This is a genomic window from Amycolatopsis vastitatis, from assembly GCF_002234595.1.
Taxonomy (GTDB): Bacteria; Actinomycetota; Actinomycetes; order Mycobacteriales; family Pseudonocardiaceae; genus Amycolatopsis; species Amycolatopsis vastitatis.
This window is the reverse complement of the sequence record NZ_NMUL01000023.1, coordinates 327,304-342,291: the sequence shown is the minus strand read 5'-3', so window position 1 is coordinate 342,291 and position 14,988 is coordinate 327,304. Positions and strand designations below refer to the sequence as shown.

Sequence of the window (14,988 nt, the reverse complement as noted above, 5' to 3'; positions counted from 1 at the left end):
GCGTGCGCTCAGCCGCGCAAGTAGGTCAGCACCGCGAGGACCCGGCGGTTGTCGTCCGCGCCCTGGTGCAGCCCGAGCTTGGTGAACACCGAGCGCACGTAGGCCTCCACGGTTTTCTGGCTCAGGTAGAGCCGTTGGCAGATGGCCTGGTTGGAGCGCCCTTCGGCCATCACCTTCAGCACGTCCCGCTCGCGGTCGGTCAGCTCGTCGAGCGGGCTCCGGGTGCGTTGGCGCCCGACCAGCTGCGCGACCACGGACGGGTCGATGACCAGCCCGCCGGCCGCGACCCGGCGGATGGCCTCGGTCAGCTCGTCGAGGTCGGCGACGCGTTCCTTGAGCAGGTAACCGGCGCCGCGCGCGCCGGATTCGATCAGCTGCAGCGCGTAGTGCGGTTCGACGTGGGCCGACAGCACCAGCACGCCGACCGACGGGTGCCGCTCCTGCAGGTCCCTGGCCGCGTCCAGGCCCTCGGTGGTGTGCGTCGGCGGCATCCGGATGTCGACGACGACGGCGTCCGGCGGGTCCTGACGCACCCGGTGCAGCAGCGACGCGGCGTCGCCGACCTGCGCCACGACGTCGAACCCGGCTTCGGTCAGCACGCGCGCCACGCCTTCGCGGAAGAGGACCGCGTCGTCCGCGATCATCACCCGCATGGCACGTCGGCCCGCACTCGAGTACCGGTGCCGTGGGGACTTTCCACCCACAGCCGGCCGCCGTGCGCGGCCACACGGTCGGCCAGCCCGCTCAGGCCCGGCCCGCCCGGGTCGGCGCCCCCGACGCCGTCGTCGCTCACTTCGACGCTCACCTGACCTCCTTGCTCACGGACCACGACTTCGGCCCGGGTGGCGTGCGAGTGCCCGGCCACGTTCTTCAACGCTTCGAACACCACGAAATAGCAGGTCCGTTCCACCGTCGGCGGGAGCCGCCCGCCGGGCACGGCCGAGACCACGGCAGGCACCGGGCACCGGTCGGTGAGCGAGGCGAGCGCCGGCCCCAAGCCGGCTTCGGCCAGCAGCACCGGGTAGATGTCGCGGGCCAGTTCCCGCAACTCTGCCATGGCCAGGCCCAGTTCTTCCCTCGCTTCGGCGACGAGTGCGGCCGCGTCGCCGGTGAGCGTCCGGGCGGCCAGGCTCAAGGCCAGCACGGCGGAAGCGAGACGCTGCTGGGCGCCGTCGTGCAGCTGCCGTTCGAGCCGGCGCCGGAATTCGTCCGCGGCATCGACGATCCGGGCGCTTTCCGGCCCGGGCCTCACGTCTTCGGCTCCAGGAGCCGCCGGACGAGGTCGCCGCTCAGCGCGGACTTCGCGATGAACCCGACGGCGCTGCTGGCGTCGACGAGCGACCCGTAGTCGTCCCGCGAGCGGCTGGACACCAGGACCACGGCGGGCGCTTCGTCCTGCGCGCCCAGCGCCGCGGCGACGGCGAAGCCGTCCATGTCGGGCAGGCCCACGTCCAGCAGGACCACGTCGGGACGCAGCCGTGGCGCGGCCGCGATCGCCGCCGCGCCGTCGGCCGCCTCGCCGACCACGACCAGCCCGTCGGCCACCAGGACACGGTGCGCGAACGACCGGAACGCGGCGTGGTCGTCCACGATCAGGACCCGGGGAACCATCCCGCCATGGTCGCAGCGCCCTCGTACCGGCAGCTACAGGGACAACCCTGCGGAGCGGCGGCGGTTCAGCGGTACCGGCCGGGGCGGTCCTGCATTACCGTGCGGGCTGCCAGGGGACCCGTCGACCGCAGCAGGACACGTCATGGCTTCGGAAACGGCGTTCGCCGGCGGGCAGGCCCGCACCACCCACCGGTTCGCCCGCTCCGGGCACGGACCGGGCTTCTGGCTGCTGCTCTGGGGTGTGGCGCTCGCGGCCGAGTTCGGCGCGCTGGTCCCGATGCTGTTCCCGAGCGGCGAACCGGTCGCGGCGATCGACGTCGCGTTCCGGCTGATCGGCGGCTCCTTCGCCGCCTGCGGGCTGATCGCCTGGCGCCGACGGCCCGACAACCACAGCGGGCTGCTGATGACCATCACCGGCTTCGCCTTCTTCGTCAGCCCTTTGGTGAGCCAGCTCGCGTGGCCGCCCGCGCAGGTCGTCGGCCTGTGGCTGCCGGACCTGTGGGTGCTGTTCTTCGTCCTGCTCGTGCTGACCTTCCTCACCGGTGGGCGGGTGCGCACCACTGCGGACCGGGTGCTCGCCGGTGCGGTGCTGCTGGAACTGGTCGTCCTGGCCCCGCTGTTCCTGCTGTTCTCCGGGGTGCCGGGCAACCCGGTCGCGATCTGGCCCCACGAGCTGACCGCGGAGATCGTCGACATCGCCCAGCGCGGCACGCTGCTGGCCGCCGTAGCCGGCACCGCCGTCGTCGTCGCGGCGCGCTGGCGCTCGGCGTCCACGCCCGGCCGGCGGGCGCTGGCGCCGGGTGTCGCCGGGGCCGTCTGCCTGCTGCTGTTCGGGTGGCTGCTCGTGGCGCAGTTCCTGACCGGCGAGAAGTCGATGCTGCTGCTCTGGATCGGGGTGTGCTCGCTGCTCACGGTGCCCGTCGCGTTCCTGATCGGGCTGCTGCGGTCACGGCTGGCCAGAGGCGGGCTGGCCGACCTGTTCCGCGGGATGCGCACCCTGCGGCCCGACGACCTGCGCGGCGCGTTGGCGAAGGCACTCGGCGACCCGGACCTGGAGGTCGGCTACGCCACCGCGTCGGGCACCTACGCCGATCTGGACGGCAACCCGGTCACCCTGCCCGGCGCCGGGACGTCCCGGTCGGTGGCCGGTGTCGAGCGCGACGGCAGCCGGGTCGCCGTTCTCGTCTACGACCGGTCCCTCGACGACGACCCCGAGCTGGTCGAAGCGGTCACGGCCGCGGCGACCATCGCGCTGGAGAGCCAGCACCTGCACACCGAGGCCCGGCGGCGCCTCGCCGAGGTCGAGCACTCCCGCGAGCGGATCATCGCCGCCGGGGACGCCGAACGCCGTCGCATCGAACGCAACCTGCACGACGGCGCCCAGCAGGGCCTGGTGACGCTCGCGATGCAGCTGTCGCTGATCCAGCGGCAGATCCGGCGCGACCCCACGGATGCCGAACAGCTCGTCACCTCGGCCAGCGACCAGCTGGCCCGCTCGCTGGCCGAACTGCGCGAGCTCGCCCGCGGTATCCACCCGGCGGCGCTCGACCAGGGACTGGACGTCGCCCTCGAGGCGCTCGCCACCCGCTCACCGGTGCCCACGACGGTGGAGTACGCCACCGGCCCGCGGCTGCCCCAGCCGATCGAGTTCGCCGCGTACTTCGTCGCGTCCGAGGCGCTGGCCAACGTCGCCAAGCACGCGCGGGCCGGCGTAGTCACCGTGCGAGTCCTGCGCGACGGTCCCACGGCGGTCGTCGAAATCGCCGACGACGGCGTCGGCGGGGTGGACCCGGCCGCGGGCTCGGGGCTGCGTGGCCTCACCGACCGCGTCGAGGCGCTCCGCGGCCGCTTGACCGTGGTCAGCCCGGCAGGCGGCGGAACCGTGGTCCGGGCGGAACTGCCGGCGTAGGCCAGGGTTAACCCCCGCCGCCGGCCGGGCTGGCCCGGTGACCGGCCGCGAACATCCGGCGGATGCTGGGCTTCCGAGCACCGGGCCACTTCCCAGGAGACAGCGATGAGCAGCTCGCGAACACCCACCGAGCCCGTGACCGCCCCGGCGGCGGCGCCCTCGCGCGTCCACGCGGTGGCCACGGTGCTGCGCCGGCGGCTGCCCTTCACGACCGGCGCGCTGATCGCGATCATCGTCGCCGGAATCGCGACCGGCACGCTGTGGGACGCCGCGAGCGACCGGACGTGGTTCGGGCACATCGGCTACGGGCTGCCCGCGCTGGCCGACGGCTGGTGGTGGACACCGGTGACCGGTTCGTTCCTGGCCCTGACGCCGATCTTCTACCTGCCGGTGCTGCTCTCGTTCGCGGTCTTCGTCGGCAGTGCGGAATGGCGGCTGGGCACCGGGCGGACCGCCGCGATCTGCGGGTTCGGCCAGCTGGCCGGCGTGCTCGGTGCCGCGTTGACCCTGCTGGCCTTCCGTGACACCGGGTGGTCGTGGGCGCACAGCCTCGCCACCCACGTCGACGCGGGTTTCTCAGCGGGCGCGCTCGCGTGCGCGGCGGCGGTGTCGGCGACGCTGCGTTCGCCGTGGCGGCTGCGGCTGCGCGCCGGGCTGTGGGTCTACGTCGGGGTGTCCTTTCTGTTCCTCGGCGGGCTCGCCGATCTCGAACACCTGTGGGCCGTCGCGATCGCCCTTCCCCTGAGCCGCCGCCTGGCCGGCGGCCACCACGTCGGCCCGCCGGGACGGGTGCGGGCCGGGCGCCGCGAATGGCGGCTGTTCGCCGCCACCGGCCTCGCCCTGATCGCCGTCGCCGAACTGGTGCTCTGGCTGTTCCCGGCGGACAGCCCGCTGGGCACCACCGGCGGCGAGGACACCGGCTGGGGCATCGCCGTCAACATCGCCTTCGTCGCGCTGCTGGCGAACGGACTGCGCAGCGGCAGGCGCGTGGCGTGGTGGGGCGCGGTGACGCTCGCCGCGATCAACGTGCTCGCCGGTGCGGTGGCCGTGTTCGGGTTCGCCTTCGGCCAGGAGTCCACGGCGGAGATGGCGCTCACCATGACCGGCTCCGTGCTGTGGGCGGCCGAGCTGGCGCTGCTCGTCCTGACCCGCTGGGCGTTCCGGGCCCCCTTGCGGCGCGGATTCGGGGTGACCGCGGGAATCGGCGGCGCCGACGCGGCCGTCGCCAGGGACCTGCTGCGCCGGCACGGGGGCAGCACGCTGTCCTGGATGGCCACCTGGCCCGACAACGCGCACTTCCGCACCCCGGACGGGCAGTCCGTCCTCGCCTACCGGCGGCACGCCGGGGTGGCCGTCGGCCTCGGCGACCCGATCGGACCGGCCGGATCGCCGGCCAGCGTGGTCCGTGCCTTCGCCGCGGCCTGCGAGCACGCCGGTGTCGTGCCGTGCCTGTTCTCCGTCACCCGGCCGGTCGCCGAAGCCGCCGCGCAGCTGGGCTGGAGCCGGGTGCAGATCGCCGAGGACACGCTGGTCGACCTGGAAGGACTCGAGCTGCGCGGCCGGAAGTGGCAGAACGTTCGCTCGGCGCTCAACCGGGCCGCGAAGGAAGGGATGAGCTACCGCCACGTCGTGCTGGCCGACGAGCCGTGGGGCGTCCGCAGCCAGGTCCGCGCCATCTGTGACGAATGGGTCGGCGACAAGGGCATGCCGGAAATGGGCTTCACGCTCGGCGGCATGGAGGAGGCGCTGGACCCGGCGACCCGGGTCGGCCTGGCCGTCGACGCCGACGGCAGTGTGCACGGCGTCACCTCGTGGCTGCCGGTGCACGGGCCGGGCGGCGAGGTCCACGGCTGGACCCTGGATCTCATGCGCCGCCGCAGCGACGGGTTCCGGCCCGCGATGGAGTTCTTGATCGGCGCGGGTGTGCTCGCCTTCCAGGCGGAGGGGATGCGGTTCGTGTCGCTGTCGGGCGCGCCGTTGGCCCGGTCCGGATCGGACACCGAAGCGGCGCCGGTCGAGCGGCTGCTGGACGTGCTGAGCCGGGAGCTGGAACCGGTGTACGGCTTCCGGTCGCTGCACTCGTTCAAGGCGAAGTTCAACCCGCGTCACGAGCCGATGTACCTGGCGTACCGCGACGAAGGCGACCTCCCGCGGATCGGCATGGCGCTCACCCGCGCGTACCTGCCGGACACGAACCTGCGCACCTTGGTGAAGTTGGCCACCACACACGCCTGACGTCCGCGGCGGCGGGTTCTTGCGCGGGCGCGGAGAGGCGCGCACAATGACGGGTAAGCAAGCGCTTAGCCAGTGTCGGAGGAGCAGCTCACTCATGGATTTCTCTCTCAGCACCGAAGAACGTGAAGTGCGCGACTGGGTCCGCACGTTCGTCCAGCGTGAGCTGATCCCGCTCGAGCAGGAGGTCCTGCGGCGCGAGCGCGCCCACCAGCCCGGCCTGACCGGCGAGGAGCTCAAGGACCTCCAGCTCAAGGCGAAGGAGTCCGGCTTCTGGGGCGTGCTGACCCCGGAGGAGTACGGCGGCATGGGCCTGTCCGCCGTGATGGCCGCGCTGCTGGAGGCCGAGCTCGGCCGCACGTTCGTCCCGTTCCGCTTCGGCGGCGCCGCGGACAACATCCTGTTCCACGCCAACGAGGAGCAGAAGCAGACCTACCTGCTGCCGACCATCTCGGGCGAGCGCAAGTCGTGCTTCGCGATCACCGAGCCGGGCGCCGGGTCGGACGCCAAGGCCATCCGGACCACCGCCCGCAAGGACGGCACCGACTGGGTCATCAACGGCGAGAAGACCTTCATCACCGGCGGCAACGAGGCCGACTTCACCATGGTCTTCGCCATCACCGACCCGGAGAAGGGCGCGAACGGCGGTGTCACCTGCTTCCTCGTCGACCGCGAGGCCGGCTGGAAGTCCGAGTACATCGACACCATGGGCGAGTGGGGCCCGGCGTCGCTGATCTTCCAGGACGTCCGCGTGCCCGAGACGCAGATCCTCGGCGAAGAGGGCCGCGGCTTCGAGCTCGCCATGCAGTGGATCGGCCAGGGCCGCTACCTGCTGCCCGCCCGCGCGATCGGCTCGTGCGAGCGGCTGATCTCGATGGCCATCGAGCACGCCAACACCCGCGAGACGTTCGGGCAGAAAATCGCGGAGCGGCAGGCCATCCAGTGGATGATCGCCGACTCCGGCGTCGAGCTGGAGGCGCTGCGCTGGCTGGTGCTCAACGCCGCCTGGCAGGTCGACCAGGGCATGGACTCGCGGCACGCGCAGTCGATGGCGAAGCTGTACGGCGGCCAGAAGGCCAACGAAATCGTCGACCGCGTCCTGCAGATCCACGGCGGCATGGGCTACACGCGCGAGCTGCCGGTCGAGCGGTGGTACCGCGAGCTGCGGCTGCTGCGCATCTACGAGGGCACCGACGAGATCCAGCGCCGCACCATCGCCCGCAACCTGCTCAAGGGGCACGTGAAGGTCGGCGGCGCATTGGGCTGAGGCTCAGAACGCGAGAAGCCGTCAAGGCCGCCTTCCGGCGGCCTTGACGGCGCTTCGGCTTGCTTACTTCTTGTTGCGGATGGCGATCGGGACGCCCGCGAGGTCCTCTTCGTTGCACAGGAGCTTCACGTCGTAGTACGGCGAGCCTTGACGGTCGTCGTAGTCGAGGTGAATGGCCAGGACGTCGAGTGGCTCGCCCAGCCACTCCTGGGCCTGCCGTAGCCAGGCGGAGCACCGTGCCAGGGCGGTGGGGAGATCGTCATCGCGGAACTCGACGGGGCGATAGGGCACATCCTGCACCTGATCGCGGGGGTTTTCCGGCGCCGGGAGGCCCGGCGCGAGACCCGAGTCGTCCAGTTCCAGTTGGATCGTTTCCTCAGTCACCCTTCGAGCGTCCCCCACGCACGCCGTCTGGGCAAGGCGTACACAGGTAAAAGCGCCGCTAAACGGACATGCCCCACTCTTTCGCGACGATTTCCCGGCAGCGTGCCAAGTCGTGGACGCCGGGCGCTGCGGTGCAGCCCAGCGCCCTCGACGCCAGTTCCGCGTAGTGCTCGGCGAGCTGGTCCAGCGCCAGCGGGCCGCGTGGGGAATACCACCTCGCGACGCCGCTGCACATCTCCAGCAGGGCCAGCCGGGTCACCGCCGGGTGCTCCACACGGAACACCCCGGCCGCGACGCCTTCGTCGATGGCCGTGGCCCACAGCCGTTCGTAGGCGTCGCGCAGGGCCACGACCGGCTCGCGCGCGGCCGGGGACAGCACGTCGACTTCGTTGTCCACCACCCGGGTTTCGGCCGGCCCGACGGCGTGCGCGAGCACGTGCAGCGCGACCAGCGTGCGCAGCCGGTGGACGGGATCGGCGGTGACGACGGTCGCCTCGCGGGCGGCGTCGAGGAGGCGGTTCAGCGCGGTGCGCATGATCTCCGCGAGCAGATCCTCCTTGGTTCCCATGTAGTGGTACAGGCTCGCCGAGGAGAGTTCGGCCTCCTGCGCCAGATCCCGGATGCCGGTGCCGTGGAAGCCCTTGGTGGCGAACAGCTTCACCGCCGCCGCGCGGACCCGCTCCCGGCTGCTCACAGCCACGCTTCCGCCTTCGCGTCCCAGGACCCGGCACGCGGGTCGGCCACCTTCCGCAGCTCGCCCTTGGCGACCCGTTCCGACGGCGTCATCGGCAGCTCGCCGGCGAACGCCCAGAACCGGGGAACCTTGAAGTAGGCCAGTTTTCCGGCGCAGAACGCGGCGAGCTCGGCGGGCTCCGGGTGGTCGCCGTCGCAGACGACGTACGCCTTGATCTCCTCGCCGCGCAGTTCGTCGGGCACCGCGACGACGGCCGCCAGCCGCACCGCCGGGTGCAGCAGCAGGGCGCGCTCGACCTCGTCGGCGGAGACGTTCTCGCCGCTGCGCCGGATCATGTCCTTCGTGCGGCCGACGTAGTAGACGCGGCCGGCGGTGTCCATCCGGGCGAGGTCGCCGGTGTGGAACCAGCCGTTCGCGAACGCTTTCGCCGTCGCCTCCGGATCGTCGTGGTAGCCGTGCATCAGCCCGATCCCGCGGATCAGCAGCTGCCCGGTTTCCCCGCGGGGCACCGGCTTCCCGTCGTCATCGGCGATCAGCACCTCGCGGTCGCGGCTCGGCCGCCCGATGCAGCCGGTGCCGACGGTCTCGTCGTGGTCGGCGGCGGTCATCCGGATGTCGCCGCCGGTTTCGGTCATCCCGAACGCCTCGTACCACGGCACACCCCATCGCTCCTCCAGCGCGGCGTGCAGGTCGTGCGGGATCGCGGACGCGCAGATCGCGCGGACGCGGTGGTCGCGGTCGGCTTCGGACGGAACCTGGCGCAGCAGCAGCGTTGGCATCAGGCCGAGGCAGTAGAACCAGGTGACGCCGTGCTCGCGGACCTTCGCCCAGAACGTGCTGGGGTGGAAGCGGTCCAGCACGACGAGAGTGGCGCCGCCGGCGAGTCCCAACGCGACGTTCCACTGTGGATCGATGTAGTGGAACGGCTGCGCGGTCAGGATGACGTCGTCCTCGCCGACGGTGGGGAAGTCCGTGGCCAGGCTCACCGCGAGGGTCGTCCAGTAGCGGTTCGGCAGGACGCAGCCCTTGGGGGCGCCGGTGGTGCCCGAGGTGTACTGGATGTTGACCGGCAGCTCGGGCACCGGCGTGAACTCCGGCGGCGCACCTGCCGCCTCGAGCTGGTCGGGGGTGATGACCTCGGTCAGGCCGATCCGGCCGAGGAGGTCGGTGAATTCCGGCGCGGCGACGGCCAGCTTGGCGCCGGAGTGGCGGAGGACGTGGGCGCCGTCGAACTCCTGGTAGTTCGTGTTGACGGGGACCAGTTGCGCGCCGATCTTCGCCAACGCCAGCCAGGTGAGCGGGAACGCGGGTACGTTCCGCAGCATCACCGCGACCCGGTCGCCGGGGCCGATGCGGCGCTCGGCCAGTGCCGCGGCGATTCGTGAGCTTTCGCGATCGACCTCGGCGAAGGTGAAGCGCTGGTCGTACTCGTCGAACACCCAGGCCGTGCGTTCGGGCCACAGCGCGGCGGCCCGCGTGACGAGCTGCGCGAGGGTCCCGATCTCGGCCAGCGGCGTCACGCCCGGCTCCGGAAGGCTTCCGTCGACGCGGCGACCGCGGCCGAGTGCTCGGTGATCAGGGCGTGGCTGACTTCGAGTTCGAGGGCGGGTTCGACGTCGATGGGGGTGTCGAGGACGCGCTTCGCCATCGCGGCCGCCTCCGGGGGGTGCTCCGCGATCCGCTTCGCCCAGCTCAGCGCTTCGGCCTGCAGCTGATCGGCCGGAACGGCGGCGTTGACCATGCCCAGCTCGGCGGCCTTCCGGCCGTCGAAGCGCTCGCCCAGCAGCAGGAGCTCCTTCGCCTTGAGCGGGCCGACCAGCAGCGGGAGCAGCCGCGACGCCGCGCCGGTGACGCTCAGGCCGAGTGAGACCTCGGGGAACGCGAACACGGCGTCCTCGGCGGCCAGGATCAGGTCGCAGCCGAGCGCGAACTCCGCGCCGGCGCCGATCGCGTAGCCGTGCACCGCCGCGATGACCGGCTGGCGCAGCCCGCGCAGCCGCCGTGTGACGTCCTGGAGCCGGTCCAGCCGCGCCCGCGAGTCACCAGCGGGGGCGGGTTCCTTGAGGTCGTGGCCGGCGCAGAAGGCCCGGCCGGCACCGGACAGCACGACGACGCGGGCGTCGCTGCGGGCGGCCGCGTCGAGGGCGGCGAGGAAGTCGTCGACCAGGACGGCGGCGACCGCGTTCAGCCGCTCGGGCCGGTTCAGCCGGATCTGCGCGATGCCGTCCTCGACGGCGAACTCCACGGTGGGCATGAGGCCGATGCTAGACGTTCGATCGATCGATCGATAGCCTCGGGACCCATGCGGGTCGACACGGTCTACGAAAACGCCACGGTGTGGACGGGCACGAGCGTCACCAGCGCACTTGCCGTGCTGCACGGCCGGGTGGTCGCGGTCGGCGACGACGCGGTTTCTCTGTCGGCGCGCTCGCGGGTCGACCTCGCCGGCGGGTTCGTCGTGCCCGGGTTCCACGACGCCCACAACCACATGGCGTGGTTCGGCATGGGCCTCGACGACGTCCCGCTGAGCGACTGCCGCAGCGTCGAGGAGGTCTACGACGCCGTCGCCGCGCGGGCCGCGACGCTGCCGCCCGGGAGCTGGGTGGTCGGGAGCGGTTACGACCAGAACAAGCTCGTGGGCGGCCACCCGGACCGGCACGGCCTCGACCGGGCCGCGCCGGGGATGCTGGTGCGGCTCAAGCACACGTCCGGGCACATGACCGTGGTCAACTCGGCCGTGCTGGACCAGCTGGACCTGGCGCACGTGCCGGTGGGCGGCGACGTCGTGCTCGCCGCCGACGGCTCGCCGACCGGGCTGCTGCGCGAGCAGGCCCAGCTGCTGCTGCGGCCGCTGACGTACCCGACGCCGGTCTCGCGCGTGGTCCGCGGGCTCGAGCGGGCGTCCGAGCAGTACCTGGCCGAGGGCATCACCAGCGTCCAGGAGGCCGGGATCGGCGGCGGGCTGGTCGGCGAGACGCCCGCCGAGCTGGCCGCCTACCAGGAGGCGCGCGACCAGGGCGTGCTGCGGGTGCGCAGCACGGTGATGGTCGCCGCGAGCGTGCTGCACGACCTGCCCGACGGCGCCGGTTTCGGCCTCGACCTCGGCCTGCGCACCGGCCTCGGCGACGAGTGGCTGCGCATCGGCCCGATGAAGTTGTTCGCCGACGGCTCCCTGGTCGGGCGCACGTGCGCGATGCACGACCCCTTCGACGGAGAGCCCGGCAACCGCGGCTACTTCCAGGTGCCCGAGGAGTCGCTGACGGACACGATCCGCCGCGCGCACGACGCGGGCTGGCAGATCGCGACGCACGCGATCGGCGACCGCGCGATCACCGTCGTCCTCGACGCGTACGAAGCCGCGTTGGCCGCTTCGCCGCGTACGGACCACCGGCACCGCATCGAGCACTGCGGGGTGCTTCAGCCTGCGGAGCTGACTCGGCTCGCTTCGCTCGGGTTGATCGCTTCGCCGCAGGGACGGTTCGTCAACGAGCTCGGCGACGGCATGCGCGCCGCGCTCGGCGAGTCACGCGTCCCGTGGTGCTACCGCCTGCGAAGCGTCCTCGACGCGGGTTGCGTGCTTCCCGCCTCTTCGGACCGTCCCGTCGTGAACGGCGCGCCGCTGCTCGCGCTGGCCGACATGGTGCGTCGGCGCACGGCATCAGGCGCGCCCTTCGCACCCGAAGAGGCGCTGACGCCGGAGCAGGCGTTGCGCGCGTACACGTACGGCTCGGCGTACGCGACCTTCGCCGAGCGTGACCTGGGCACGCTCGAACCCGGGAAGCTCGCCGACTTCGCCGTGCTGTCCGGTTCGCCCCTGGACGAGTCCGCTTTGGACGACCTCGGCGTGCAAGGCACCGCCGTCGGCGGCGAACTGCGTTACCAGGCGCCGTCGTGACGCATCACCGCCTCCCGTTGCGGCGGGCCCGTGCCGGCTTCGGCCCGGCCGCCACGAATTCCAGCGCCTCCTCGGCCAGCGTGGGCCACGATTCGGGTGAGTCGTTCCCCAGCGCCAGCCACTCCTTCATCGGCGTGCCCTTGTTCGCGTCGAAGCGCACCCCCTGCCCGCCTTCGACCAGTTCGTCCACCCGGTCCTTCGGCAGCTTGAGCACCAGCTGCCCGCGGACGAACATCGCGAAGATCCGCCCGTGCGTGCGCAGGGCGGAGCGCCCGAAGCCACCCGTCGCGCCGGGTGGCGTGATGCCCGGGCGTCCGGTGAACTCCTCGACCAGGTCCTCGAACTTCTCCTCTGGTGACATCGACCACCTCCGAGCCCGACAGTAACGACCACCACCGACAGAAACGGGAGGCGAGATGCCCGTCCGCGACGCCGTCTTCGAAGACATCGAGGAAATCTGCGCGCTCATCGAGGAGCACGCCGTCTACGAGGACAACCACGACCTCAAGCTCGACCGCGCGGAGATGAGCGGGCACCTGTTCGGGCCGGATCCGAAGGCGTGGGTGCTCGTCGCGACCCCGCCCGGCGAGCCGGGGACGGTGGCCGGCTTCGCCTTCTGCAGCTGGAACTTCTCCACCTGGGAGGCGCGGCCGGGGATCTGGCTGGACGACCTGTTCGTCCGCCCGGCCCACCGGCGGTCCGGCCTCGGCCGCGAGCTGCTGGACGAGCTGCGCAACCGCACGACCGGCCGCGTCGAGTGGGACATGCAGGAAGGCAACGAAAAGGGCGAGGCGTTCTACGCCCAGCTCGGCGCCGAGCCGGTGCCCGGCTGGATCCGCTACCGCTGGCGGCCGTGAACTTTCACGAGAAAGTACGCCGCCCCGTATCGTATGCGGTATGGGAGATGGTTCGGTTCGGCGGTCTTCGTCGGTCGAGGACTACGTCCGGGTGATCTACGGCCTGGTCGAGCGCGGTGAGGCGGTCACGAACGCGTCGCTCGCCGGCCGGCTGGAGGTCAGCCCGTCCTCGGCGTCGGGGATGGTCACCAAGCTGTCCCAGCTCGGCCTGGTCACCCACGTGCCGTACCGCGGCATCGAGCTCACCGCCGACGGCAGGCTGCTGGCGCGGTCGGTGCTGCGCCGGCACCGGCTGATCGAGACGTACCTCGTTTCGGAGCTCGGCTACACCTGGGACGAGGTCCACGCCGAGGCCGACGCGCTCGAGCACGCGGTGTCCGACCGGCTGGTCGAGCGCATCGCGGCGAAGCTCGGCAACCCGGTCCGCGACCCCCACGGCGACCCGATCCCGGCCCCCGACGGCAGCGTCGAGGAACTCCCGGTCCGCATCCTGGACGACCTCCAGCCGGGCGCGGTCGGCGAGATCGTCCGGGTCTGGGACACCGACCCGGAGCTGCTGCGGTACCTCACGGAACACGCGATCAACCTGGGCGAACGCATCGAGGTCGTCGAGCGCCAGCCGTTCGGGGGACCGATGGTGGTGAAGGTGGGATCCCCGCCCGACGCGGCCACGCACGCCATCGGCAAGGAGATCGCGCAGGCGCTGTCGGTCACCCTGCGCTGAGACCGCCGCGATGACGTGAGTGACTCATTCATGTCATCGGACGACAGGAATGAGTCATTCACGTCGTTCGGAGGCGTACGCGCGGGTGACGTCGTGAAGCGGATGTGGTGACAAGGCCGCGGCCGCGACCATGAGCGGCATGAAACCTTTCCGCTTCGGTATCGTCGCCGGCTACGCACCCGACCTCACGTCATGGACCGCCCAGGCCGAGCGGGTCGAGAAGCTCGGCTTCGACACCCTGCTCGCCACCGATCCCGTCGGTCAGTCCGATCCTTTCGTCCTCCTCGGGGCCGCTGCCGCGGTCACCCTGGACCTCACTGTCGGCACCTTCGTGCTCGCCGACCCGTTCCGCGACGCCAAGGCGCTCGACTGGCAGGCGCGGACGCTGCACCAGCAGACCGGCGGCCGGTTCGAGCTCGGGCTCGGGATCGGGCGCCCCGGTGGCGAGGTGCACGCCGGCACGCTCGGGCGGGAGTACCCCTCACCGGGTGAGCGCATCACACGGATGGCCGAGACGATCACCCACCTCAAGCGCACGGCCGATCGGCCGCGGCTGATGCTCGCCGGCGGCGGCCCGAAAATGCTGGCGCTCGCCGCGCAAGAAGCCGACATCGTCACGCTCAGCTGGCAACCGACGACCACCGAAGCCGAAGCGCAGTCCATTGTGGATCGATTCCGTGCGCTCGCGGGCCCGCGGCTGCCGGAGATCGAGCTCAGCCTGAACCTGATGGCCGTCGGGGACGAGCCGTCGCCCGCGATCGCGCGCTGGGCCGGGGTCGACGTGCCCGAGCTCGCCGCGGCCGGCGCGGTCACCGTCCTGCCCGCCGATCCCGGGCAGGCCGCGGAAAAGCTTCTCCGGTGGCGGGAGCGGTGGGGGATTTCCTACGTCACGATCAACTCCGGCTACGCGGAACCGTTCGCCGCGATCGCCGACGAGGTCCGCAAGGCAGGTGGGTGAGGGCCCTTCCGATCTTGCGAACCTGCGCCTACGCTCCAATGTTCGTAATCGGGAGTGCTTCGGAGCGTTGTGATGACCGGTCAGCGAACACGCACCATCGACCGGGGGGAACAGGCGGAGCTGAGCCGGCTGCTGGCCGCCGGGCCGTTCGACGTCGCCCTGCGGGCGGCGATCCGGGCCCGTGGCCTCGGCCTCGATCGGATCCGCTATCGCTTGCGCGGCAGGGGAACCGCGGTCAGCCTGGCCACCCTCAGCCACTGGCAGTCCGGGCGGTGCCGGCCGGAGCGGCCGGAATCGTTGGAGGCCTTGCGGAATCTCGAGGACATCCTGAACGTGCCGGACGGCTCGCTCAGCAAGCTCCTCGGGCCACCTCGGAGCAGAGCGCGGTTCCACGCGCCGTCGTCGGCGCTCAACTGAGCGAGCCGGGGAATCCGCTCAATCGAGCGAGCTAGGCTCG

Annotated in this window: 16 protein-coding genes; 8 read left to right on the top strand and 8 right to left on the bottom strand. The window is 71.9% G+C overall.

Annotated elements, in window-relative coordinates; genetic code table 11:
* Positions 1-8 precede the first annotated feature (8 nt).
* Genes CF165_RS24350 through CF165_RS24340 form a run of 3 tightly spaced genes read right to left on the bottom strand, consistent with a single transcriptional unit; the run spans position 9 to position 1,611 of the window.
* A complete protein-coding gene (locus CF165_RS24350) occupies positions 9-653 on the bottom strand; it encodes a response regulator transcription factor (RefSeq protein ID WP_093949850.1) in 645 nt (214 codons plus the stop codon).
* On the bottom strand, positions 644-1,252 hold the full coding sequence (locus CF165_RS24345; RefSeq protein WP_093949849.1) for a sensor histidine kinase: 609 nt from the start codon (positions 1,250-1,252) through the stop codon (positions 644-646). The genes CF165_RS24350 and CF165_RS24345 overlap by 10 nt, the downstream gene beginning before the upstream one ends.
* Positions 1,249-1,611 (bottom strand): response regulator, encoded by a 363-nt coding sequence (locus CF165_RS24340; protein ID WP_093949848.1) that lies wholly within the window; start codon positions 1,609-1,611, stop codon positions 1,249-1,251. Before CF165_RS24340 ends, CF165_RS24345 begins: the two co-directional genes overlap by 4 nt.
* Positions 1,612-1,753: 142 nt before the next feature.
* On the opposite strand from CF165_RS24340, the gene CF165_RS24335 reads away from it, so the two are divergent.
* The 3 genes from CF165_RS24335 to CF165_RS24325 all read left to right on the top strand — a co-directional run bounded on the left by CF165_RS24335 (position 1,754) and on the right by CF165_RS24325 (position 7,019).
* Positions 1,754-3,520: a sensor histidine kinase gene (locus CF165_RS24335; RefSeq protein ID WP_093949847.1), complete on the top strand. Its 1,767-nt coding sequence runs from the start codon at positions 1,754-1,756 to the stop codon at positions 3,518-3,520.
* A gap of 105 nt (positions 3,521-3,625) precedes the next feature.
* Entirely contained in the window at positions 3,626-5,755 is a 2,130-nt protein-coding gene (locus tag CF165_RS24330) for a bifunctional lysylphosphatidylglycerol flippase/synthetase MprF (protein ID WP_093949846.1), read from the top strand.
* Positions 5,756-5,849: 94 nt separating this feature from the next.
* Positions 5,850-7,019 carry an acyl-CoA dehydrogenase family protein gene (locus CF165_RS24325; protein WP_093949845.1) on the top strand — a complete coding sequence of 390 codons (1,170 nt, stop codon included), beginning with the start codon at positions 5,850-5,852 and terminating at the stop codon, positions 7,017-7,019.
* A gap of 63 nt (positions 7,020-7,082) precedes the next feature.
* Here the strand turns inward: CF165_RS24325 and CF165_RS24320 are convergent, their stop codons facing one another.
* The 4 genes from CF165_RS24320 to CF165_RS24305 are packed head-to-tail and all read right to left on the bottom strand — an operon-like array spanning position 7,083 to position 10,351.
* Entirely contained in the window at positions 7,083-7,403 is a 321-nt protein-coding gene (locus CF165_RS24320) for a hypothetical protein (RefSeq protein WP_013230128.1), read from the bottom strand.
* A gap of 58 nt (positions 7,404-7,461) precedes the next feature.
* Complete coding sequence (locus CF165_RS24315; protein WP_093949844.1) at positions 7,462-8,097, bottom strand: TetR/AcrR family transcriptional regulator; 636 nt, start codon at positions 8,095-8,097, stop codon at positions 7,462-7,464.
* Positions 8,094-9,617, bottom strand: coding sequence for an ATP-dependent acyl-CoA ligase (locus CF165_RS24310; protein WP_093949843.1), 1,524 nt, complete (start codon positions 9,615-9,617; stop codon positions 8,094-8,096). Before CF165_RS24310 ends, CF165_RS24315 begins: the two co-directional genes overlap by 4 nt.
* Entirely contained in the window at positions 9,614-10,351 is a 738-nt protein-coding gene (locus CF165_RS24305; RefSeq protein WP_093949842.1) for an enoyl-CoA hydratase/isomerase family protein, read from the bottom strand. Before CF165_RS24305 ends, CF165_RS24310 begins: the two co-directional genes overlap by 4 nt.
* 48 nt (positions 10,352-10,399) lie before the next feature.
* On the opposite strand from CF165_RS24305, the gene CF165_RS24300 reads away from it, so the two are divergent.
* Positions 10,400-11,992 (top strand): amidohydrolase, encoded by a 1,593-nt coding sequence (locus tag CF165_RS24300; RefSeq protein ID WP_093949841.1) that lies wholly within the window; start codon positions 10,400-10,402, stop codon positions 11,990-11,992.
* A gap of 4 nt (positions 11,993-11,996) precedes the next feature.
* Here CF165_RS24300 and CF165_RS51785 read toward each other — a convergent pair whose 3' ends face one another.
* Positions 11,997-12,353 carry a hypothetical protein gene (locus CF165_RS51785; protein ID WP_167441553.1) on the bottom strand — a complete coding sequence of 119 codons (357 nt, stop codon included), beginning with the start codon at positions 12,351-12,353 and terminating at the stop codon, positions 11,997-11,999.
* Between the two features lie 55 nt (positions 12,354-12,408).
* Between CF165_RS51785 and CF165_RS24290 the strand changes: the two genes are divergently transcribed.
* From CF165_RS24290 to CF165_RS24275, 4 genes are all read left to right on the top strand, one after another.
* Complete coding sequence (locus CF165_RS24290; RefSeq protein ID WP_093949840.1) at positions 12,409-12,849, top strand: GNAT family N-acetyltransferase; 441 nt, start codon at positions 12,409-12,411, stop codon at positions 12,847-12,849.
* Between the two features lie 40 nt (positions 12,850-12,889).
* Positions 12,890-13,573 (top strand): metal-dependent transcriptional regulator, encoded by a 684-nt coding sequence (locus CF165_RS24285; protein WP_093949839.1) that lies wholly within the window; start codon positions 12,890-12,892, stop codon positions 13,571-13,573.
* Between the two features lie 139 nt (positions 13,574-13,712).
* A complete protein-coding gene (locus CF165_RS24280) occupies positions 13,713-14,531 on the top strand; it encodes an LLM class flavin-dependent oxidoreductase (RefSeq protein ID WP_093949944.1) in 819 nt (272 codons plus the stop codon).
* 72 nt (positions 14,532-14,603) lie between these two features.
* A complete protein-coding gene (locus CF165_RS24275; protein ID WP_167441552.1) occupies positions 14,604-14,948 on the top strand; it encodes a transcriptional regulator in 345 nt (114 codons plus the stop codon).
* The last annotated feature ends 40 nt before the right edge of the window (positions 14,949-14,988 follow it).